Consider the following 15,270-nt stretch of genomic DNA (forward strand, 5'->3'; position numbering starts at 1 on the left):
TAAAGCAGATAATTACCCGGATTGATGTTCAAGTTTTGTTAATTTATGCGCTCCAGGGAAATGAAGCGATGATCGTCCTGGGTTTTCAGTCGAAAGTAGCCGTGAACGCCGCTCTCCGACACAAAACGCCGGATTTTCTCCAATCCCAGCTCCAGGGTCAGACCCTGCTCGGTACGTACCACCAGGCGGTTCACCTGCCCCTGGTACATCAACATGATCTCGTCGCGGCCAAGGGAGAGCCGAAAAGTGTATTGCCTCATGTCACCTCCTGGTCATCCATGAAAAACGGGCAGGAAAGCCAGGCTCCCCTGCCCGCCGTCGCGGCGCTTACTGTGCCAGCGCCTTGCTCACCTTCTCGAACAGATCCCGCGCCAGCCCGTCCAGGTTGGCCAGGCGGGTCAGCTCGGCGCGAACCAGCGCCTTGCGCCCCTCATCGAGCCGCTTGAACTGGATAAGCGGGGTGATGAGGCGGGACGCCACCTGGGGATTGACCTCGTTGAGCTCGATCAAGAGATCGGTCAGGAAGCGATAGCCGCTGCCATCGGCGGCGTGGAACTGCACCTGGTTGTTCATGGCGAAGCTGCCGATGAGCGCCCGCAGCCGGTTCGGGTTGCGGATGCTGAAGGTCGGGTGCGCCATCGCCTGCTTCACGTCATGGAGCACATCCTTGGCCGGCTTGGCCCCCACCAACCGCAGCCAGTTGTCCAGTACCAGGCCATCATGGGCCCATTTGCCTTCGAAGTCGGCCAAGAGCGCGGCGCGGCACGGCAGCAGATGGCTGTTGGCCACCTGGAGCGCCGCCAGGGTGTCGGTCATGTTGTCGGCAGCCTCGTACTGCTCGCGCACCAGGGTATCGGCCTTCGCGGCATCCAGCGCCGCCAGATAACCCAGCACCACACCCTTGAGGGCCCGCTTGGCCATGTCGGCATGGACCACCTGATAAGCCGGCAGACGCAGGCTCTCGTAGCACGCCAGCAGGCGGTCGCCGAAGGCGTGGGCCAATGCGGTCTGGATCCCGTTGCGCACCTGGTGGATGGCGTCGATGTCGGCCACCTCGAACAGCTCGGCCAGGGTCGCCTCCCCCGGCAGGGCCAGGATCTCTGCCTTGAGGGCGGGATCCAGTGCAGCCTCGTCCAGAATGGCGACAAAGGCCGCCAGCAGGGTGTGGGAGAGTTCAACCCCCTGCCCGTGCTGGACCCGGGCCACCCCGTCGATCACCGCCTTGTTGATCAGCATCTGGGCGGCGTCCCAGCGGGCAAACTCGTTGCGGGCATGACGCATCAGGAAGGCCAGGGCCTCGTCGCTGTAGTCATAGTGCAGCTTGACCGGGGCGGAGAAGTCTCGCAGCAGGGAGGGTATCGGTCTGACCGGCACTCGATCGAATTCGAACGTCTGCTGTGCTTCCAGCACGTCCAGCACATTGCCGATGGCCTTGCCCTGGTATTGCAGCGGGATGACGGCACCCTGTGCATCGTAGAGCTCGATGTCGAGGGGGATATGCAGCGGCAGCTTTTGTGGCTGATCCTGGGTCGGCGGCGTGTGCTGGCTCACGTGCAGACGATAGACACCGCTTTCGGCATCGTATTCGTCGGTCACGGTGAGCTCGGGGGTGCCGGACTGGCTGTACCAGCGGCGGAAGCGAGCGAGATCCACCCCGGAGGCATCCTCCATCGCCTGCACGAAGTCGTCGCAGGTGGCAGCAGAGCCGTCGTGACGCTCGAAGTAGAGTCGCATACCCGCCTGGAAGGCGTCCTCCCCCAGCAGGGTGTGCATCATGCGGATCACTTCAGAGCCCTTCTCGTAGACGGTCAGGGTGTAGAAGTTGTTCATCTCGATCACCACATCCGGGCGGATGGGGTGGGCCATGGGGCCGGCATCTTCGGCAAACTGCGGACCGCGCACGGTGCGCACGTTGTTGATGCGGTTGACGCCGCGCGACCCCAGATCGGAGGAGAACTCCTGATCCCGGAACACCGTCAGTCCCTCTTTGAGGCTTAACTGGAACCAGTCGCGGCAGGTGACGCGGTTGCCGGTCCAGTTGTGGAAATATTCGTGGCCGATCACCCGCTCGATGCCGTGGTAGTCCGCATCGGTGGCAGTGGCCGGGTTGGCCAGCACGAACTTGGAGTTGAAGATGTTGAGCCCCTTGTTCTCCATGGCCCCCATGTTGAAGAAGTCCACCGCCACGATCATGTAGATGTCGAGGTCATACTCGAGGCCGAAACGCTGCTCGTCCCAGCGCATGGAGTTGATGAGGCTCTCCATGGCGAAACCGGCGCGGTCCAGGTTGCCCTTGTCCACGAAGATCTCGAGCGCCACCTGGCGGCCGCTTTTGGTAATGAAGTGGTTGCGTTCCACATCGAAGTCCCCCGCCACCAAGGCGAAGAGGTAGCTCGGTTTGGGGAAGGGATCCTGCCACTGCACGAAGTGGCGACCGTCGTCCAGATCGCCGCTCGCGACCTTGTTGCCGTTGGAGAGCAGATAGGGGTACTTGGCCTTGTCGGCGGTGATGCGGGTACTGTAACGGGCCAGGATGTCCGGCCTGTCCATGTAATAGGTGATACGACGAAAGCCCTCGGCCTCGCACTGGGTGCAATAGGCATCGCCGGATTTGTAGAGCCCCTCCAGCGCCGTGTTGGCGGCGGGATCGATGTCGGTGACCACGGTCAGCACGCACTCGGCCGGCAGGTTGAACAGGGTCAGGCTGCTCTCTCCCTGCTCGTATTGCTGATAGGGCACGCCATCCACAATGACGCTGACAAGGTCAAGCCCCTCGCCGTCCAGCACCAGGGGTTCGTTGTGATCGCCGCTGCGACGCAAACGGGAAATGGCGGTGACCCGGGTCAGGGGCTCTTGCAGCTGAAAATCGAGATCCAGGCTGTCACACCAATAGAGGGGAGCCTGGTAATCCTGGCGATATTTGGCCGTCATGGCCTGAGGTTGTTCAGTCATTATTGTGTGCTTCCACGCTTTGTTATTGACGTGTCAGAGGCTGTCACAAGGCTCGGACAGGGTCAAATAGTTTGCATTCAGGCAAAAGAAAGGGCGACCCGAGTCGCCCTTGTCATTTCGTTGCCAGCATCAGCTCTTCTTGCTGAGGGTGGCCAGATCCGCCGTGATGTTGGCCGCTTCCACCTGGTATTCGTCAGGTGCCTCGAAATCGGTCGGCAGTTCATCCAGGCTCTTCACCGTCGGCTTGCCAAGACGGGTCAGCCGCTCATTGGCTCGCGCCAGCGCCTTCTCGTCCTGTTTGGCCTGTTCAGCCAGCCGCTCGGCTTCGTTCAGGGAGACCGACTTCTTGTCCTTGTCCGCCTGATACTCCTTGATGTCCTGCAGCACATAGGCAAATTCCGGATCCTTGGTGATCCGTGCCTCGTGGGCCGCTTTCAGCTTGGGCAGCAGGCTGGAGAAGTCCCCCAGTCGCTCGTAGCTGGCCGAGGCAATCTTGTCCCAGGGCAAGGCGTTGAACTCGCGGCTCTCCCCCGTCTCCCCCGGCGCTACCGCAGTCGGGAAGGCGATATCGGGTGCAACTCCCTTGTTCTGGGTGCTGCCGCCATCGATACGGTAGAACTTGGCGATGGTGTACTGCACGTGACCCAGCGGCTGCTCGTAGAAGTCATAGACCTTGGCGAGGCTGCGATGCTGCTGCACCGTCCCCTTGCCGAACGAGTTTTCGCCGAGGATCAGCGCACGACCATAGTCCTGCATGGCGGCAGCGAAGATCTCGGAGGCCGAGGCGCTGTAGCGGTCGATCATCACCGACATGGGGCCACCGTAGTAGACATTGCCGTCGTCGTCGCCATTGACGGTGATGCGACCCATGTGATCACGGATCTGCACCACGGGGCCGCTGGCAAAGAAGAGACCGCTCAGGGCGGAAGCTTCCGTCAGGGCACCGCCACCGTTGCCGCGCAGATCGACGATGAGGCCGTCGATCTTCTGCTTGTTGAGGCTGGAGATCTCCTTGATCACGTCGTCGTGCAGGTTGACGTAGAAGCTCGGGATCTCGAGCACGCCGATCTTCTTGCCCTCGGCGGTGATCACCTTGGACTTGGCGGCTCTGTCTTCCAGACGCACCTTGTCACGCACCAGCTCCACCAGCTCGGTCTTGGCGGTCGCGCCCTTGCCGCGCTGGATCTCCAGCTTCACCTTGCTGCCCTTGGGCCCCTTGATGAGCTCGACCACGTCGTCAAGACGCCAGCCAATGACATCCACGATCTTACCGTCGTCCTGCCCCACACCGGTGATCTTGTCATCGGGTTTCAGGTGATTGGACTTGGCCGCCGGGCCGCCTGGCACCAGGGAGCGGATGACGGTAAAGTCATCTTCCGCCTGCAGCACGGCCCCAATCCCTTCCAGCGAGAGGTTCATCTCGGTGTTGAACCGATCGGCGCTGCGCGGAGACAGATAGCTGGTGTGCGGTTCGATGGCGCGGGCGAAGGAGTTCATGAAGAGCTGGAACACGTCCTCGCTCTCGGTCTGGGACATCCGCTTGATGGCGTTGTTGTAACGCTTGCCAAGCAGCTCCTTGATCTCGGGCCACTCCTTGCCGCTGAGCTTGAGGCTCAGGGCATCGAACTTGACCCGCTGACGCCACAGCTCGTTGAGCTCGGCTTCATCCTTGGGCCAGGGAGCCCCTTCCCGATCGAAGACGTAATTGTCTTTCTGGGTAAAATCGAAGGGAGTGTCGAGCAGTTTGAGGGCGTATTCGAACCGCTCGTACCGCCGCTGCTGACTCAGGTTGAACATCTCGTAGGCCGGAGCCAGTCGCCCTCGCTCGAGGTCGGTGTCAAAACCGGTACGATATTTCTCAAAACGGCTGATGTCAGAGGCCAGAAACAGGTTGCGGCTGTAGTCCAGATTCTCCAGATACTTGTCAAAGATCACGGAGGAAAAGGCGTCGTCCAGCTTGAACTGTTTGTAGTGGGAGCGGGTAAACAGATTGGCAATTCGCTTGCTGGCCGTAGCATGTTGGCTCTCTTGAGCCAACACAGGCAAATCACTTTCCTTGAGCACCGGCTCGATGGCCTGTGCGAGCCCGGCAAGCGCCAGGCTACAGGCAACGAGTGAAAAACGAATCACGCCATGCTTCAACATTCGTCTCCTTAGAGAACCAGATGCTCGAACTTGACCCGCAACATCATGCCGGTCTGCAATTGAACCTGTACGTCATCCTTGGTCACTTCCTTGATGGTCGCAGGCACAGGGGACTTGCCCAGCACGACGCGCACGCCCTGCTCGACTTTCAGGGTAGCGGCATCCACTTTCACCAGCGGCGCATCGGCGACCGGTGCAGCCTTGGGAGCAGGGGCGGACTTGGGCTTGTCGGAGCGGGGAGCGTCAGCCTTGCGCGGCGCGTTGCGACGCGGCTGCTTGGGCTTGTCTTCCTTCTCCTTGGTGTTGGTGCGGCGGCTGGCAAAGACACGTTCCTTGCTCTCCTTGAGCGCCTGTTTGGCATGCTCGATGTGCTCTTCGGTGAGCAGCTCGCCCGGGTTGCCGTCCAGATCGACACGGGCCTGGCCAGCCTTGAGGCCATGCAGGTAACGCCAGCTGGAGGTGTATTGACGCAGAGCAGAGCGCAGCATGGTCTTGGAGACTCTCTCGTCATCAGCAAGACGCGCGGCCAGATCCTGGAAGATGCCAATCTTGAGTGGCTTGGCCTCTCCTTCAGCGATGAAGCAGGCCGGGAATTTCTCGACCAGGTAGGCGACGATCTCTTTACTGTTCTTCAGCTTTTCAGTGTTTTCCATGTATAACCTTGGCTTTCATATAGACGCACGGGCATGCCCGAACACAACAAAGGCCCCATTATAGAGAGCTTGGGACCTTTTGCGAACCATCTAGCAATGACTTAGAGCATGCTTTCCAAAATTTGCACCGTTTCTTCGAGGCCAATCCGGTCCTGCTCGTCAAAGCGGTTAAAGATTGGACTGTCGATGTCCAGCACCCCGATGATCTCCCCGCCACGGCGCAGCGGGATCACGATTTCCGAGTTGCTGGCACCGTCGCACGCAATGTGCCCCGCGAACTGGTGCACGTCGTCCACCAGCTGGGTCTTGCCCTCGGCAACCGCAGTGCCACAGACGCCGCGCCCGACCGGGATGCGCACACAGGCCGGCTTGCCCTGGAACGGGCCGAGCACCAGGGTCTCGCCCTGCAGCAGGTAGAAACCAACCCAGTTGATGTCAGCCAGTTCCTGATTGAGCAGGGCAGACAGGTTTGCCAGGGTGGCGATCATGTCGGGTTCGCCCTCTAGCAATGCCTGGGCCTGCTGGTTGAGCGTGCGATAAAATGCTTGTTTTTCAATCATGATTAAATGAACTTCACTCTTTGATAATCAATGCAAGGTACCGTCCTGCCTGAAAATTTCAAATCAATTTTCATTTATCCCCCCTCCTGGGGCCCGATGAGAGTCCGTTCAACGTGCCGCGCCCAACGTCAGTTGATGGCGCTGGCCATTGCTCCACTCGATGGTCAAGAGCCAGTCCATCGCCTCTGCCGTACAACTTCCCACCTGGGTCACCCCTCGCCACCCCGCATCGCTGGCTTCAAACAGCACGGGGATGAGCCCCATGAACATCTCCTTGCCCTCGAGCCAGGCCTTGACCGGCGTAATGGCCGGCACACCCCCTTGAAGGCGCAGGACAAAGTCATGTTCAGGGCGGATCGGCAAGCCATCGATGCTGACCGTCAGCGGGCGATCCCCGACGATGAGGCGGCAGGGGCTGTGGGACAGATCACAAATCTGAACATTGGAGCCCTCTGCATGGTCGCTTCCTGTGCCTGAAAACCAGGTTCGATAGGCCATCAGGGAGAGCAAAATGACCAGCACCATGGACAGGTGGACGATTTTGCGTGAAGTGAGTCTCTCTTTCATGAAAAAACAGCTCTGTAAGGTACGTAGAAAATGTAATTTTCGTGATCTGGCTCAAGGTAAAAACTGGCGGACATGAGACCCGCTGGAGCCAAATATATCACTGTTTGTACTGTTATTTTACCGGTCATTTCAGTATCATTCTCAATGGATTTTCATTTAACCACCTTTTGCTTTTCCTTTTATTAACAGATGTTAACGAGGGGATTTTGCAAAACCGGGGTGAAAATGGCCCAGGACACCGGGCAACACTAACAACAGCATCGGAAGCGGAATACAACGATGAGCCATACAACAAACCACCCTGAGTACAACTACACCGTTGTGCGCCAGTTCACCGTCATGACGATTGTCTGGGGTATCGTCGGCATGTCGGTGGGTGTATTGATTGCAGCCCAGTTGATCTGGCCTGCCCTCAACTTCGACACCCCCTGGCTGACGTACAGCCGTCTGCGTCCCCTGCATACCAATGCGGTCATCTTCGCATTTGGTTGCAGCGCCCTGATGGCCACCTCCTTCTACGTGGTGCAACGCACCTGTCAGGTCCGGCTGTTTGGTGGTCCCCTCGCCTCCTTCGTGTTCTGGGGCTGGCAGGCGATCATTCTGTCTGCAGCCATCTCGCTGCCGCTGGGGTACACCACCTCCAAAGAGTACGCCGAGCTGGAGTGGCCCATCGACATCGCCATCGCCGTGGTCTGGGTGAGCTATGCCATCGTCTTCTTCGGCACCTTGGTCAAGCGCACCACCTCCCACATCTATGTGGCGAACTGGTTCTTCGGTGCCTTCATCATCACGGTGGCCGTACTGCACATCGTCAACAACATGGAAGTGCCGCTCTCCGGCATGAAGTCCTACTCCATGTACTCCGGTGCCATGGATGCCATGGTGCAGTGGTGGTATGGCCACAACGCAGTGGGCTTCCTGCTGACAGCGGGCTTCCTTGGCATGATGTACTATTTCGTGCCCAAGCAGGCGGGTCGCCCCGTCTACTCCTACCGCCTCTCCATCGTGCACTTCTGGGCGCTGATCTCCCTCTATATCTGGGCCGGTCCGCACCACCTGCACTATACCGCCCTGCCTGACTGGGCCCAGTCGCTGGGCATGGTGATGTCCCTCATCCTGTTCGTGCCCTCCTGGGGCGGCATGATCAACGGCATCATGACCCTCTCGGGTGCCTGGCACAAGCTGCGTTATGACCCCATCCTGCGCTTCCTGATCGTCTCCCTGTCGTTCTACGGCATGTCGACCTTCGAAGGCCCCATGATGGCGATCAAGACCGTCAACGCCCTCTCCCACTACACCGACTGGACTATCGGTCACGTTCACTCCGGTGCCCTGGGCTGGGTTGCCATGGTGTCCATCGGTGCCGTCTACCACCTGATCCCGAACCTGTTCGGGCAGGGGCGCATGTACAGCATCAAGCTCATCAACGTCCACTTCTGGCTGGCCACCGTGGGCACCGTGCTCTATATCGTCGCCATGTGGATTTCCGGTGTGATGCAGGGTCTGATGTGGCGTGCGGTCAACGACGACGGCACCCTGACCTACAGCTTCGTGGAGGCGCTGCAAGCTTCCTATCCCTTCTACTTCGTGCGCTTCCTGGGTGGCTGCTTCTTCGTCACCGGCATGCTGCTGATGGCCTACAACGCCTATCGCACCGTCACTGCGCCCAAGGGTTCTCTGGAACCCGTCGCACAGCCAGCCTGATTTGAAGGGGTTTAAAGCATGAGCAACAACAACCGTCACGAGATTTTTGAAAAAAGCGTCCCCATGCTGGTCATTGGCATCATCTTCGCCATCAGCCTGGGGGGCCTGGTGGAAATCACCCCCCTGTTCTTCCAGAAGCAGACCAACGAGCCGGTGGAGGGCCTCAAGCCCTACACCGCCCTGCAGATGGAAGGACGCGACATCTACATCCGCGAAGGCTGCACCGTCTGCCACAGCCAGATGATCCGCCCGTTCCGCGCCGAGACCGAACGCTACGGCCACTACTCGGTTGCCGGCGAGAGCGTGTGGGAGCACCCCTTCCTATGGGGCTCCAAGCGTACCGGCCCGGATCTGGCCCGGGTCGGCGGCCGCTACTCCGATGACTGGCATCGCGCCCACCTCATCAACCCGCGCGACGTAGTGCCCGAGTCCAACATGCCGGCCTTCCCCTGGCTCGAGACCAATGTGCTGAGCGGCGAGCTGACCGGCAAGAAGCTGGCTCTGTTCCGGGATCACTTCGGCGTGCCCTATACCGATGCCGACATCGCCGGTGCCGGTGAGGCCGTCAAGGGCAAGACCGAGCTGGATGCGCTGATCGCCTATCTGCAATCACTGGGCCATGCCCTGAAATAAGGAGTCGGGATATGGATTACGGCACATTTCGCGGCCTGTACACCCTGCTGCTGATGGTCATCATGATTGGCATCATCGTCTGGGCCTACAGCAAGCGCCGCAAGGCTTCTTTCGACGAGGCCGCCAACCTGGTTTTTGCCGATGACGAGCAACCCAGTGCTGATAACAAGAACGCAGGAGCGAAGCAATAATGAGCACTCTGTTTAGCATTTTTGTGACCGTCATAAGCCTTGGCACCATTCTCGGCTGCTTCCTGCTGCTGGCCTGGTGCATGAAGGACAAGATGGGGGCCGAAGAGGGCAAACCCATGGGTCACACCTTCGACGGCATCGAGGAGATCAACAATCCCCTGCCGAAGTGGTGGTCCTATATGTTCCTCTTCTTCATCGTCACCGGGCTCATCTACCTGCTCGCCTTCCCGGGCCTTGGCAACTTCAAGGGTCTGCTGGGCTGGCAGAGCTCCAACCAGGATGTACGTTCCCTGGCCGAGTCCAAGGCAGCGGCGGCTTCCGCCAAGGCCGAAGGACGCGCGGTGGAATACGATCGGGAACTTGCCAAGGCCGACGAGATCTACGGCGCCAAGTTCCGCGAGCTGACCTATCAGGCTGACGGCAAGAGCTACAAGGAGATCACCGAGATCGCCAAGGATCCGGAAGCCCTGAAGGTGGGTCAGCGCCTGTTCCTGCAAAACTGTTCCCAGTGTCATGGCTCCGATGCCCGCGGTGGCCGCGGTTTCCCGAACCTGACCGACAGCGAATGGCAGTGGGGCGGCGCACCCGACCAGATCAAGACCACCATCATGGGCGGTCGTCAGGGGATCATGGCCGCTTGGGGCGAGATCCTGGGTCAGGACGGGGTGAAGGAGGTGGCCTCCTATGTGCTGAGCCTCTCCGGTCGCAAGGTTGATCTGGTGGAAGCCAAGAAAGGGGAAGCACGCTTTGCCATGTGCGCCGCCTGCCACGGCCCGGATGCCAAGGGCGGCATCGCCTTCGGCGCCCCCGACTTGACCAACAACATCTGGCTCTATGGCGGCTCCCGTCAGGTGGTCGAACAGACCATCACCCACGGTCGTCACGGCGTGATGCCGGCCTGGAAGGACATTCTGGGGGAAGACAAGGTACATCTGCTCGCCTCCTACGTTTACAGCTTGTCCCACAACGATCGGCAAAATCAGCAGTAACATGTGATAAGCACGTGATTAATCAGCAAAAAGCCTCGACTCTTCGAGGCTTTTTGTTATCTTGTGTTGGCTGAATTACCGCCATTTCGTTAACCATTTGTTTCGGTAGCATCATGACCCAACCCTGGTATCGCCAATTCTGGCCCTGGTTCATCATCGCCCTCCCCTGCGCCGCCGTGGTAGGCAGCATCGCCACCGCCATCATTGCCAGCAAGGATGGGGTCAACCTGGTAGCGGAGGACTACTACAAGCAGGGCAAGGAGATTAATCAGGATCTCAGCAAGTTCGATCGCGCCGAGGCGCTCGGCATCCGTATCGCCCTCAATGTCAGCGACAAGGAGCTGACGTTAAATCCACTGTCCGGGGATTTCCCCCTCGGGCAGGCACTGCACCTCTCCCTGTTTCATCCCACGTTGGCGGGCCTGGACAGCGAACATCTGCTGACGGCCGATGGCAAGGGAGTCTATCGCCTGATGCTGGACAAGCCCCTCACCGGCAAGTGGCACGTGCGGGTCGATGCCTTCAACCATGAATGGCGCCTCCAGGAGACGGCACAACTGCCGACTCAGGCAGCGATTGAGCTCGATCCCAAGGGACGTTGAATCACGAAGGCAGGGTGATCGGCACGCCGGTCAGCCACCCTTCTCCCCGACCCGGCCTGCTGGGCTGCATCAAAGAGGGATGATCACCATGACCGGCTGTTTTCACTGTGGTGAACCGGTTCCCACTGGCAGTAACTTTACTCTCGAGATCAAAGGCATCGTTCAGCCGATGTGTTGCCCTGGCTGTCAGGCCGTGGCACAGACCATTCTCGAATGCGGCCTCGCCAGTTATTACGAACACCGCACCGCTCCCGGCATCAAGGGGGAACTGGTGCCCGAAGAGCTCGCCGCCCTCACCCACTACGATCTGGCGGAGGTGCAGCAGGAGTTCGTCACCGACACCGGTACGGGTCGCGAAACTACGCGCGAGATCCAACTGACGGTGGAAGGTTTGACCTGCGCCGCCTGTGCCTGGCTCATCGAGCGGCACCTGATGACCCTGCGCGGTCTGCGTTACATCAACGTCAATACCACCACCCATCGCGCCCGCATCAAGTGGGATCCGGCCCAGCTCTCTTTGAGCGACATTCTCAAGGGCTTTGCCAGGGTCGGCTATCGCGCCTATCCCTTCCAGACTCATCAGCAGGAAGCGCTCTACGCCAAAGAGGTGCGCAGCTACATGTTCCGCATGGCGCTGGCCGGCCTTGGCTCCATGCAGGTGATGATGTGCGCCGTAGCACTCTACATGGACCTCTTCATCAGCGTGGAAGAGGAGTTCATGATCTACTTCAAGTGGATAAGCCTTCTGCTCTCCACCCCCATCATGATCTACTCGGCCCAGCCTTTTTACGTGGGGGCATGGCGCAGCCTGAAGCAGGGGCACCTCTCCATGGATGTTTCGGTGTCGCTGGCACTGATCGGCGCCTTCGTCGCCTCCATCTGGGCCACGGTCTTCAACACGGGTGAGGTCTATTACGACTCCATCACCATGTTCGTCTTTTTCCTGCTGTTGGGCCGTCTGCTGGAACTGCGAGCGAGGCGCAAGGCGTCGGAGTCGAGCTCCAACCTGGCGCGCCTGGTACCCATCATGGCAACCCGCATCGATGATGACGGCGAACACGAGGTGGCCGCCAAGACGCTGCGAGTCGGAGACAGGGTGCGGGTACTCGCGGGGGCCACCCTGCCGGCAGACGGCATCGTCACCCTGGGCCAGGCCAGCCTCAACGAATCCATGCTGACTGGCGAACAGTTGCCTCTGCTCAAACAGGCCGGAGATCCCGTCTATGCAGGCACCATCAACACCGATGCCCCCCTGGAGATCCGGGTCAGCCATTCCATTGAAGAGTCGCGCCTGGCCCAGATCATGCGCCTGCAGGATCATGCTCTGGACGACAAGCCCGCCATCGCCCAGCTGGCGGACGTGCTGTCGCGCCACTTTATCCTGGTGCTCCTGATCATTGCGGCCGGGGTCTGGACCTTCTGGCATTTTCATGAGCCCGAGCGGGCCTTCTGGGTCACCCTGGCGGTGCTGGTGGCGACCTGCCCCTGCGCCCTCTCGCTGGCCACCCCGACCGCACTGACCTCGGCCACTGCCAACCTGACCCGCAGCGGCATCCTACTGCGCCGCGGCCACGTGCTGGACATTCTGACCCGGGCCAACCGCATCGTGATGGACAAGACGGGGACCCTGACCACGGGCAACATCAGCCTGGTGAGCACCCAGCCCCTCGGCGAGCTCGACGCAGCCCGCTGCCTCGCCCTCGCCCAGGCCCTGGAGACCTATTCCGAGCATCCCATCGCCCGTGCGTTTCGAAGCAAACCACTGGCGGACGGGGTGCCGCTCGCCGCCAGCGACGTCACCCCCGTCATCGGCCACGGCGTGCAGGGAGTAATTGAGGGCAAGCATTACCGCATCGGCAGTGCACGCTGGCTCGAACTGGCGCAAGAAGAGAATGCCGCTCAAGGGCTGACCATCTATCTGGCCGATGAACACGGACTGCTGGCCCGTTTCATCCTGGCCGACACGCTGCGCCCCGATGCCGGTGCACTGATCCAGGCCTTCAAGGAGGCAGGCCTGCAAACCACCATTCTCACCGGCGACGGTTCGGACCAGGCGGACATGCTGGCCCGCGAGCTGGGGGTCGATGAGCTGGTAAAAGGGGTCACCCCGGACGGCAAGCTGGCCTATCTCAAGGCCCGGGAAGCGGCCGGGGATATCAGCATCATGGTGGGAGATGGCATCAACGACGCCCCTGTGCTGGCCGGCGCCCACGCGTCCTTTGCCATGGCGGGGGGCACGGATCTGGCCAAGAACAGTGCCGACGCCATCCTGCTGGCCGACGATCTCTCCCGTCTGCTGGCCGCCCGGGCCCTGGCCCTGCGAACTCGCAAGATCATCAAGGAGAACTTTGCCTGGTCCATCGGCTACAACCTGCTTGTGCTGCCGCTGGCTGCAAGTGGCTGGCTCCCCCCTTATCTGGCGGCTGCTGGCATGTCCCTGAGCTCCCTCATCGTGGTCACCAACTCCATGCGGCTCAACCGGTGAGCAGCCATCTGGCATCCTCCCGGGTGGCGGCACCTCTTGCCTCGCCGGGTTATCATCCCCCTTTCACCACAGGGTCCACGCCATGAACATTATCTTCGTCCTCATCCCCATCGCCATCCTGTTCGTTGTCATTGCCGGCGCCGTCTTCTTCTGGGCCATCCGCTCCGAGCAGTTCGAGGATCTCGACAGGCAGGGCTCCAACATCCTGTTTGACGAGGAGCAGCGCCCCTTGCCCCCCTCTGAACAACAAGCAGAACAGGAAAACAGGCCCCATGACCAGCAGCCTTGACCTCATGGGCGCCCTGCTGGTCGGGCTTGCCGGTGCCGGCCACTGTATCGGCATGTGTGGCGGCGTGTCCGCAGCGCTCTCCATGGCCATACCTGCCGAGAAGCAGCATTTTTGGGGCAGGCTCGGTTATCTGCTCAACTACAACCTGGGGCGCATCCTGAGCTATGTGCTGGCGGGCGCGCTGGTGGGCGGCTTGCTCGCCACCACCACGGAGATAGGCGCTGGCAAACACGCCCTGGCAGGGCTTCGCCTCATCGCCGCCCTGCTGATGATAGCGCTCGGCCTCTACTTGGCTGGCTGGTGGCATGGCGTCTTGCTGCTCGAGCGCATCGGTGCGAAGTTCTGGCCTCTCATCAAGCCGCTGGCAGGCAGGTTTCTCCCGTTTACATCAGCCAGGCAGGCCCTCCCCTTTGGCATGATATGGGGCTGGCTCCCTTGCGGCCTCGTCTACTCCATGCTGACCTGGAGCGCTGCCGCAGGCTCCGCGAGTGGCGGGGCACTCATCATGCTCTTTTTCGGCCTCGGCACCCTGCCGACCCTGTTTGCGCTAGGGGGGCTGGCAGACCGATTGCGCTACTGGCTCACCCTGCGCAGCCTGCGCCTTGGGGGCGCCTTGCTGCTTATTGCCTACGGGATCCACACCCTCTGGATCGGGATGGCGTCCTTTTGAAACCCTATCCAAAACGGATGAGATGGTGGTAAACTTGTTTGATATAAATCAATTATTCATTTGAGCCTATGATCCCGGACAAGAAACCTGGCAGACGTATTCAGAGCGGTGGCTGTGCAATTCATTGCCAGGATTGCAGCATCAGCCAGCTCTGCATCCCCTTCACCCTGAACGATAACGAGCTCGATCAGCTCGACAGCATCATCGAGCGCAAAAAGCCGTTCCAGAAGGGTGAAGAGTTGTTCAAGGCCGGCGATGAGCTCAAGTCGCTCTATGCCATACGTTCCGGGACCATCAAGTCATACACCATCACCGAACAGGGTGACGAACAGATCACCGCCTTCCACCTCGCCGGTGATCTGGTCGGTTTCGACGCCATCCACAAGCAGGCCCACCCCTCCTTCGCCCAGGCGCTGGAAACCGCCATGGTGTGCGAAATACCGTTCGATGTGCTCGACGACCTCTCTGGCAAGATGCCCAAACTGCGCCAGCAGATCATGCGGCTGATGAGCAACGAGATCATGGGCGACCAGGAGATGATACTGCTGCTCTCCAAAAAGAACGCCGAAGAGCGCCTCGCTGCCTTCCTGCACAATCTCTCGGTTCGTTTCTCCGAGCGCGGCTTCTCCGCCAAGGAGTTCCGCCTCTCCATGACCCGTGGAGACATCGGCAACTACCTCGGTCTCACCGTCGAGACCATCAGCCGCCTGCTGGGCCGTTTCCAGAAATCCGGTCTCATCAGCGTCAAAGGCAAATACATTACTGTACTGGACAACGTTGCCTTGGGCGTCATGGCCGGAGCCACTCGTCCTCCCTGCGGTTAATCCCCG

16 protein-coding genes are annotated in these 15,270 nt (G+C 60.3%); 10 read left to right on the forward strand and 6 right to left on the reverse strand.

Translation table 11 applies throughout. From position 1 onward, the window contains the following. Positions 1-38: 38 nt before the first annotated feature. From C2U47_RS21340 to C2U47_RS21365, 6 genes are all read right to left on the reverse strand, one after another. On the reverse strand, positions 39-260 hold the full coding sequence (locus C2U47_RS21340; RefSeq protein WP_010674767.1) for a DUF2835 family protein: 222 nt from the start codon (positions 258-260) through the stop codon (positions 39-41). A gap of 67 nt (positions 261-327) precedes the next feature. Further along, positions 328-2,952: an aminopeptidase N gene (gene pepN / locus C2U47_RS21345; protein WP_010674768.1), complete on the reverse strand. Its 2,625-nt coding sequence runs from the start codon at positions 2,950-2,952 to the stop codon at positions 328-330. A gap of 129 nt (positions 2,953-3,081) precedes the next feature. Continuing rightward, positions 3,082-5,097, reverse strand: coding sequence for a carboxy terminal-processing peptidase (gene prc, locus C2U47_RS21350; protein WP_041211433.1), 2,016 nt, complete (start codon positions 5,095-5,097; stop codon positions 3,082-3,084). Positions 5,098-5,105: 8 nt separating this feature from the next. Beyond that, positions 5,106-5,750, reverse strand: a complete 645-nt coding sequence (gene proQ / locus C2U47_RS21355; protein WP_010674770.1) for an RNA chaperone ProQ — start codon at positions 5,748-5,750, stop codon at positions 5,106-5,108. 101 nt (positions 5,751-5,851) lie between these two features. Continuing rightward, positions 5,852-6,310 (reverse strand): GAF domain-containing protein, encoded by a 459-nt coding sequence (locus C2U47_RS21360; RefSeq protein ID WP_010674771.1) that lies wholly within the window; start codon positions 6,308-6,310, stop codon positions 5,852-5,854. 108 nt (positions 6,311-6,418) lie between these two features. Further along, complete coding sequence (locus C2U47_RS21365) at positions 6,419-6,877, reverse strand: hypothetical protein (RefSeq protein WP_010674772.1); 459 nt, start codon at positions 6,875-6,877, stop codon at positions 6,419-6,421. Positions 6,878-6,918: 41 nt separating this feature from the next. Here C2U47_RS21365 and C2U47_RS23015 point away from each other — a divergent pair, with 41 nt between their 5' ends. From C2U47_RS23015 to C2U47_RS21410, 10 genes are all read left to right on the forward strand, one after another. After that, entirely contained in the window at positions 6,919-7,182 is a 264-nt protein-coding gene (locus tag C2U47_RS23015) for a hypothetical protein (RefSeq protein ID WP_125117269.1), read from the forward strand. Further along, complete coding sequence (ccoN, locus tag C2U47_RS21370; protein WP_010674773.1) at positions 7,157-8,581, forward strand: cytochrome-c oxidase, cbb3-type subunit I; 1,425 nt, start codon at positions 7,157-7,159, stop codon at positions 8,579-8,581. The genes C2U47_RS23015 and ccoN overlap by 26 nt, the downstream gene beginning before the upstream one ends. A gap of 18 nt (positions 8,582-8,599) precedes the next feature. Then, positions 8,600-9,214: a cytochrome-c oxidase, cbb3-type subunit II gene (gene ccoO, locus C2U47_RS21375; RefSeq protein WP_010674774.1), complete on the forward strand. Its 615-nt coding sequence runs from the start codon at positions 8,600-8,602 to the stop codon at positions 9,212-9,214. 11 nt (positions 9,215-9,225) lie between these two features. Beyond that, positions 9,226-9,405 carry a CcoQ/FixQ family Cbb3-type cytochrome c oxidase assembly chaperone gene (locus C2U47_RS21380; protein ID WP_010674775.1) on the forward strand — a complete coding sequence of 60 codons (180 nt, stop codon included), beginning with the start codon at positions 9,226-9,228 and terminating at the stop codon, positions 9,403-9,405. Then, positions 9,405-10,394 carry a cytochrome-c oxidase, cbb3-type subunit III gene (ccoP, locus tag C2U47_RS21385; protein ID WP_010674776.1) on the forward strand — a complete coding sequence of 330 codons (990 nt, stop codon included), beginning with the start codon at positions 9,405-9,407 and terminating at the stop codon, positions 10,392-10,394. Before C2U47_RS21380 ends, ccoP begins: the two co-directional genes overlap by 1 nt. Before the next feature lie 113 nt (positions 10,395-10,507). Continuing rightward, on the forward strand, positions 10,508-10,996 hold the full coding sequence (locus tag C2U47_RS21390) for a FixH family protein (protein WP_010674777.1): 489 nt from the start codon (positions 10,508-10,510) through the stop codon (positions 10,994-10,996). A gap of 88 nt (positions 10,997-11,084) precedes the next feature. Then, positions 11,085-13,481, forward strand: a complete 2,397-nt coding sequence (locus tag C2U47_RS21395) for a heavy metal translocating P-type ATPase (protein ID WP_029314548.1) — start codon at positions 11,085-11,087, stop codon at positions 13,479-13,481. A gap of 82 nt (positions 13,482-13,563) precedes the next feature. Then, positions 13,564-13,770 (forward strand): cbb3-type cytochrome oxidase assembly protein CcoS, encoded by a 207-nt coding sequence (gene ccoS / locus C2U47_RS21400; protein ID WP_041211434.1) that lies wholly within the window; start codon positions 13,564-13,566, stop codon positions 13,768-13,770. Further along, positions 13,754-14,440 (forward strand): sulfite exporter TauE/SafE family protein, encoded by a 687-nt coding sequence (locus C2U47_RS21405; protein ID WP_010674780.1) that lies wholly within the window; start codon positions 13,754-13,756, stop codon positions 14,438-14,440. Before ccoS ends, C2U47_RS21405 begins: the two co-directional genes overlap by 17 nt. Positions 14,441-14,508: 68 nt before the next feature. Continuing rightward, the gene (locus C2U47_RS21410; RefSeq protein ID WP_010674781.1) at positions 14,509-15,264 is read left to right on the forward strand and encodes an FNR family transcription factor; all 756 of its coding nucleotides are present in this window, start codon (positions 14,509-14,511) and stop codon (positions 15,262-15,264) included. The last annotated feature ends 6 nt before the right edge of the window (positions 15,265-15,270 follow it).

The organism is Aeromonas sp. ASNIH7 (genome assembly GCF_002903485.1).
Classification (GTDB): Bacteria; Pseudomonadota; Gammaproteobacteria; order Enterobacterales; family Aeromonadaceae; genus Aeromonas; species Aeromonas caviae.

What these genes read in the sequence shown, in the direction of transcription:
- C2U47_RS21340 (WP_010674767.1), bottom strand. Translation starts at nt 260, where the DNA reads ATGAGGCAATACACTTTTCGGCTCTCCCTTGGCCGCGACGAGATCATG.
- pepN (WP_010674768.1), bottom strand. Translation starts at nt 2,952, where the DNA reads ATGACTGAACAACCTCAGGCCATGACGGCCAAATATCGCCAGGATTAC.
- prc (WP_041211433.1), bottom strand. Translation starts at nt 5,097, where the DNA reads ATGTTGAAGCATGGCGTGATTCGTTTTTCACTCGTTGCCTGTAGCCTG.
- proQ (WP_010674770.1), bottom strand. Translation starts at nt 5,750, where the DNA reads ATGGAAAACACTGAAAAGCTGAAGAACAGTAAAGAGATCGTCGCCTAC.
- C2U47_RS21360 (WP_010674771.1), bottom strand. Translation starts at nt 6,310, where the DNA reads ATGATTGAAAAACAAGCATTTTATCGCACGCTCAACCAGCAGGCCCAG.
- C2U47_RS21365 (WP_010674772.1), bottom strand. Translation starts at nt 6,877, where the DNA reads ATGAAAGAGAGACTCACTTCACGCAAAATCGTCCACCTGTCCATGGTG.
- ccoN (WP_010674773.1), top strand. Translation starts at nt 7,157, where the DNA reads ATGAGCCATACAACAAACCACCCTGAGTACAACTACACCGTTGTGCGC.
- ccoO (WP_010674774.1), top strand. Translation starts at nt 8,600, where the DNA reads ATGAGCAACAACAACCGTCACGAGATTTTTGAAAAAAGCGTCCCCATG.
- C2U47_RS21380 (WP_010674775.1), top strand. Translation starts at nt 9,226, where the DNA reads ATGGATTACGGCACATTTCGCGGCCTGTACACCCTGCTGCTGATGGTC.
- ccoP (WP_010674776.1), top strand. Translation starts at nt 9,405, where the DNA reads ATGAGCACTCTGTTTAGCATTTTTGTGACCGTCATAAGCCTTGGCACC.
- C2U47_RS21390 (WP_010674777.1), top strand. Translation starts at nt 10,508, where the DNA reads ATGACCCAACCCTGGTATCGCCAATTCTGGCCCTGGTTCATCATCGCC.
- C2U47_RS21395 (WP_029314548.1), top strand. Translation starts at nt 11,085, where the DNA reads ATGACCGGCTGTTTTCACTGTGGTGAACCGGTTCCCACTGGCAGTAAC.
- ccoS (WP_041211434.1), top strand. Translation starts at nt 13,564, where the DNA reads ATGAACATTATCTTCGTCCTCATCCCCATCGCCATCCTGTTCGTTGTC.
- C2U47_RS21405 (WP_010674780.1), top strand. Translation starts at nt 13,754, where the DNA reads ATGACCAGCAGCCTTGACCTCATGGGCGCCCTGCTGGTCGGGCTTGCC.
- C2U47_RS21410 (WP_010674781.1), top strand. Translation starts at nt 14,509, where the DNA reads ATGATCCCGGACAAGAAACCTGGCAGACGTATTCAGAGCGGTGGCTGT.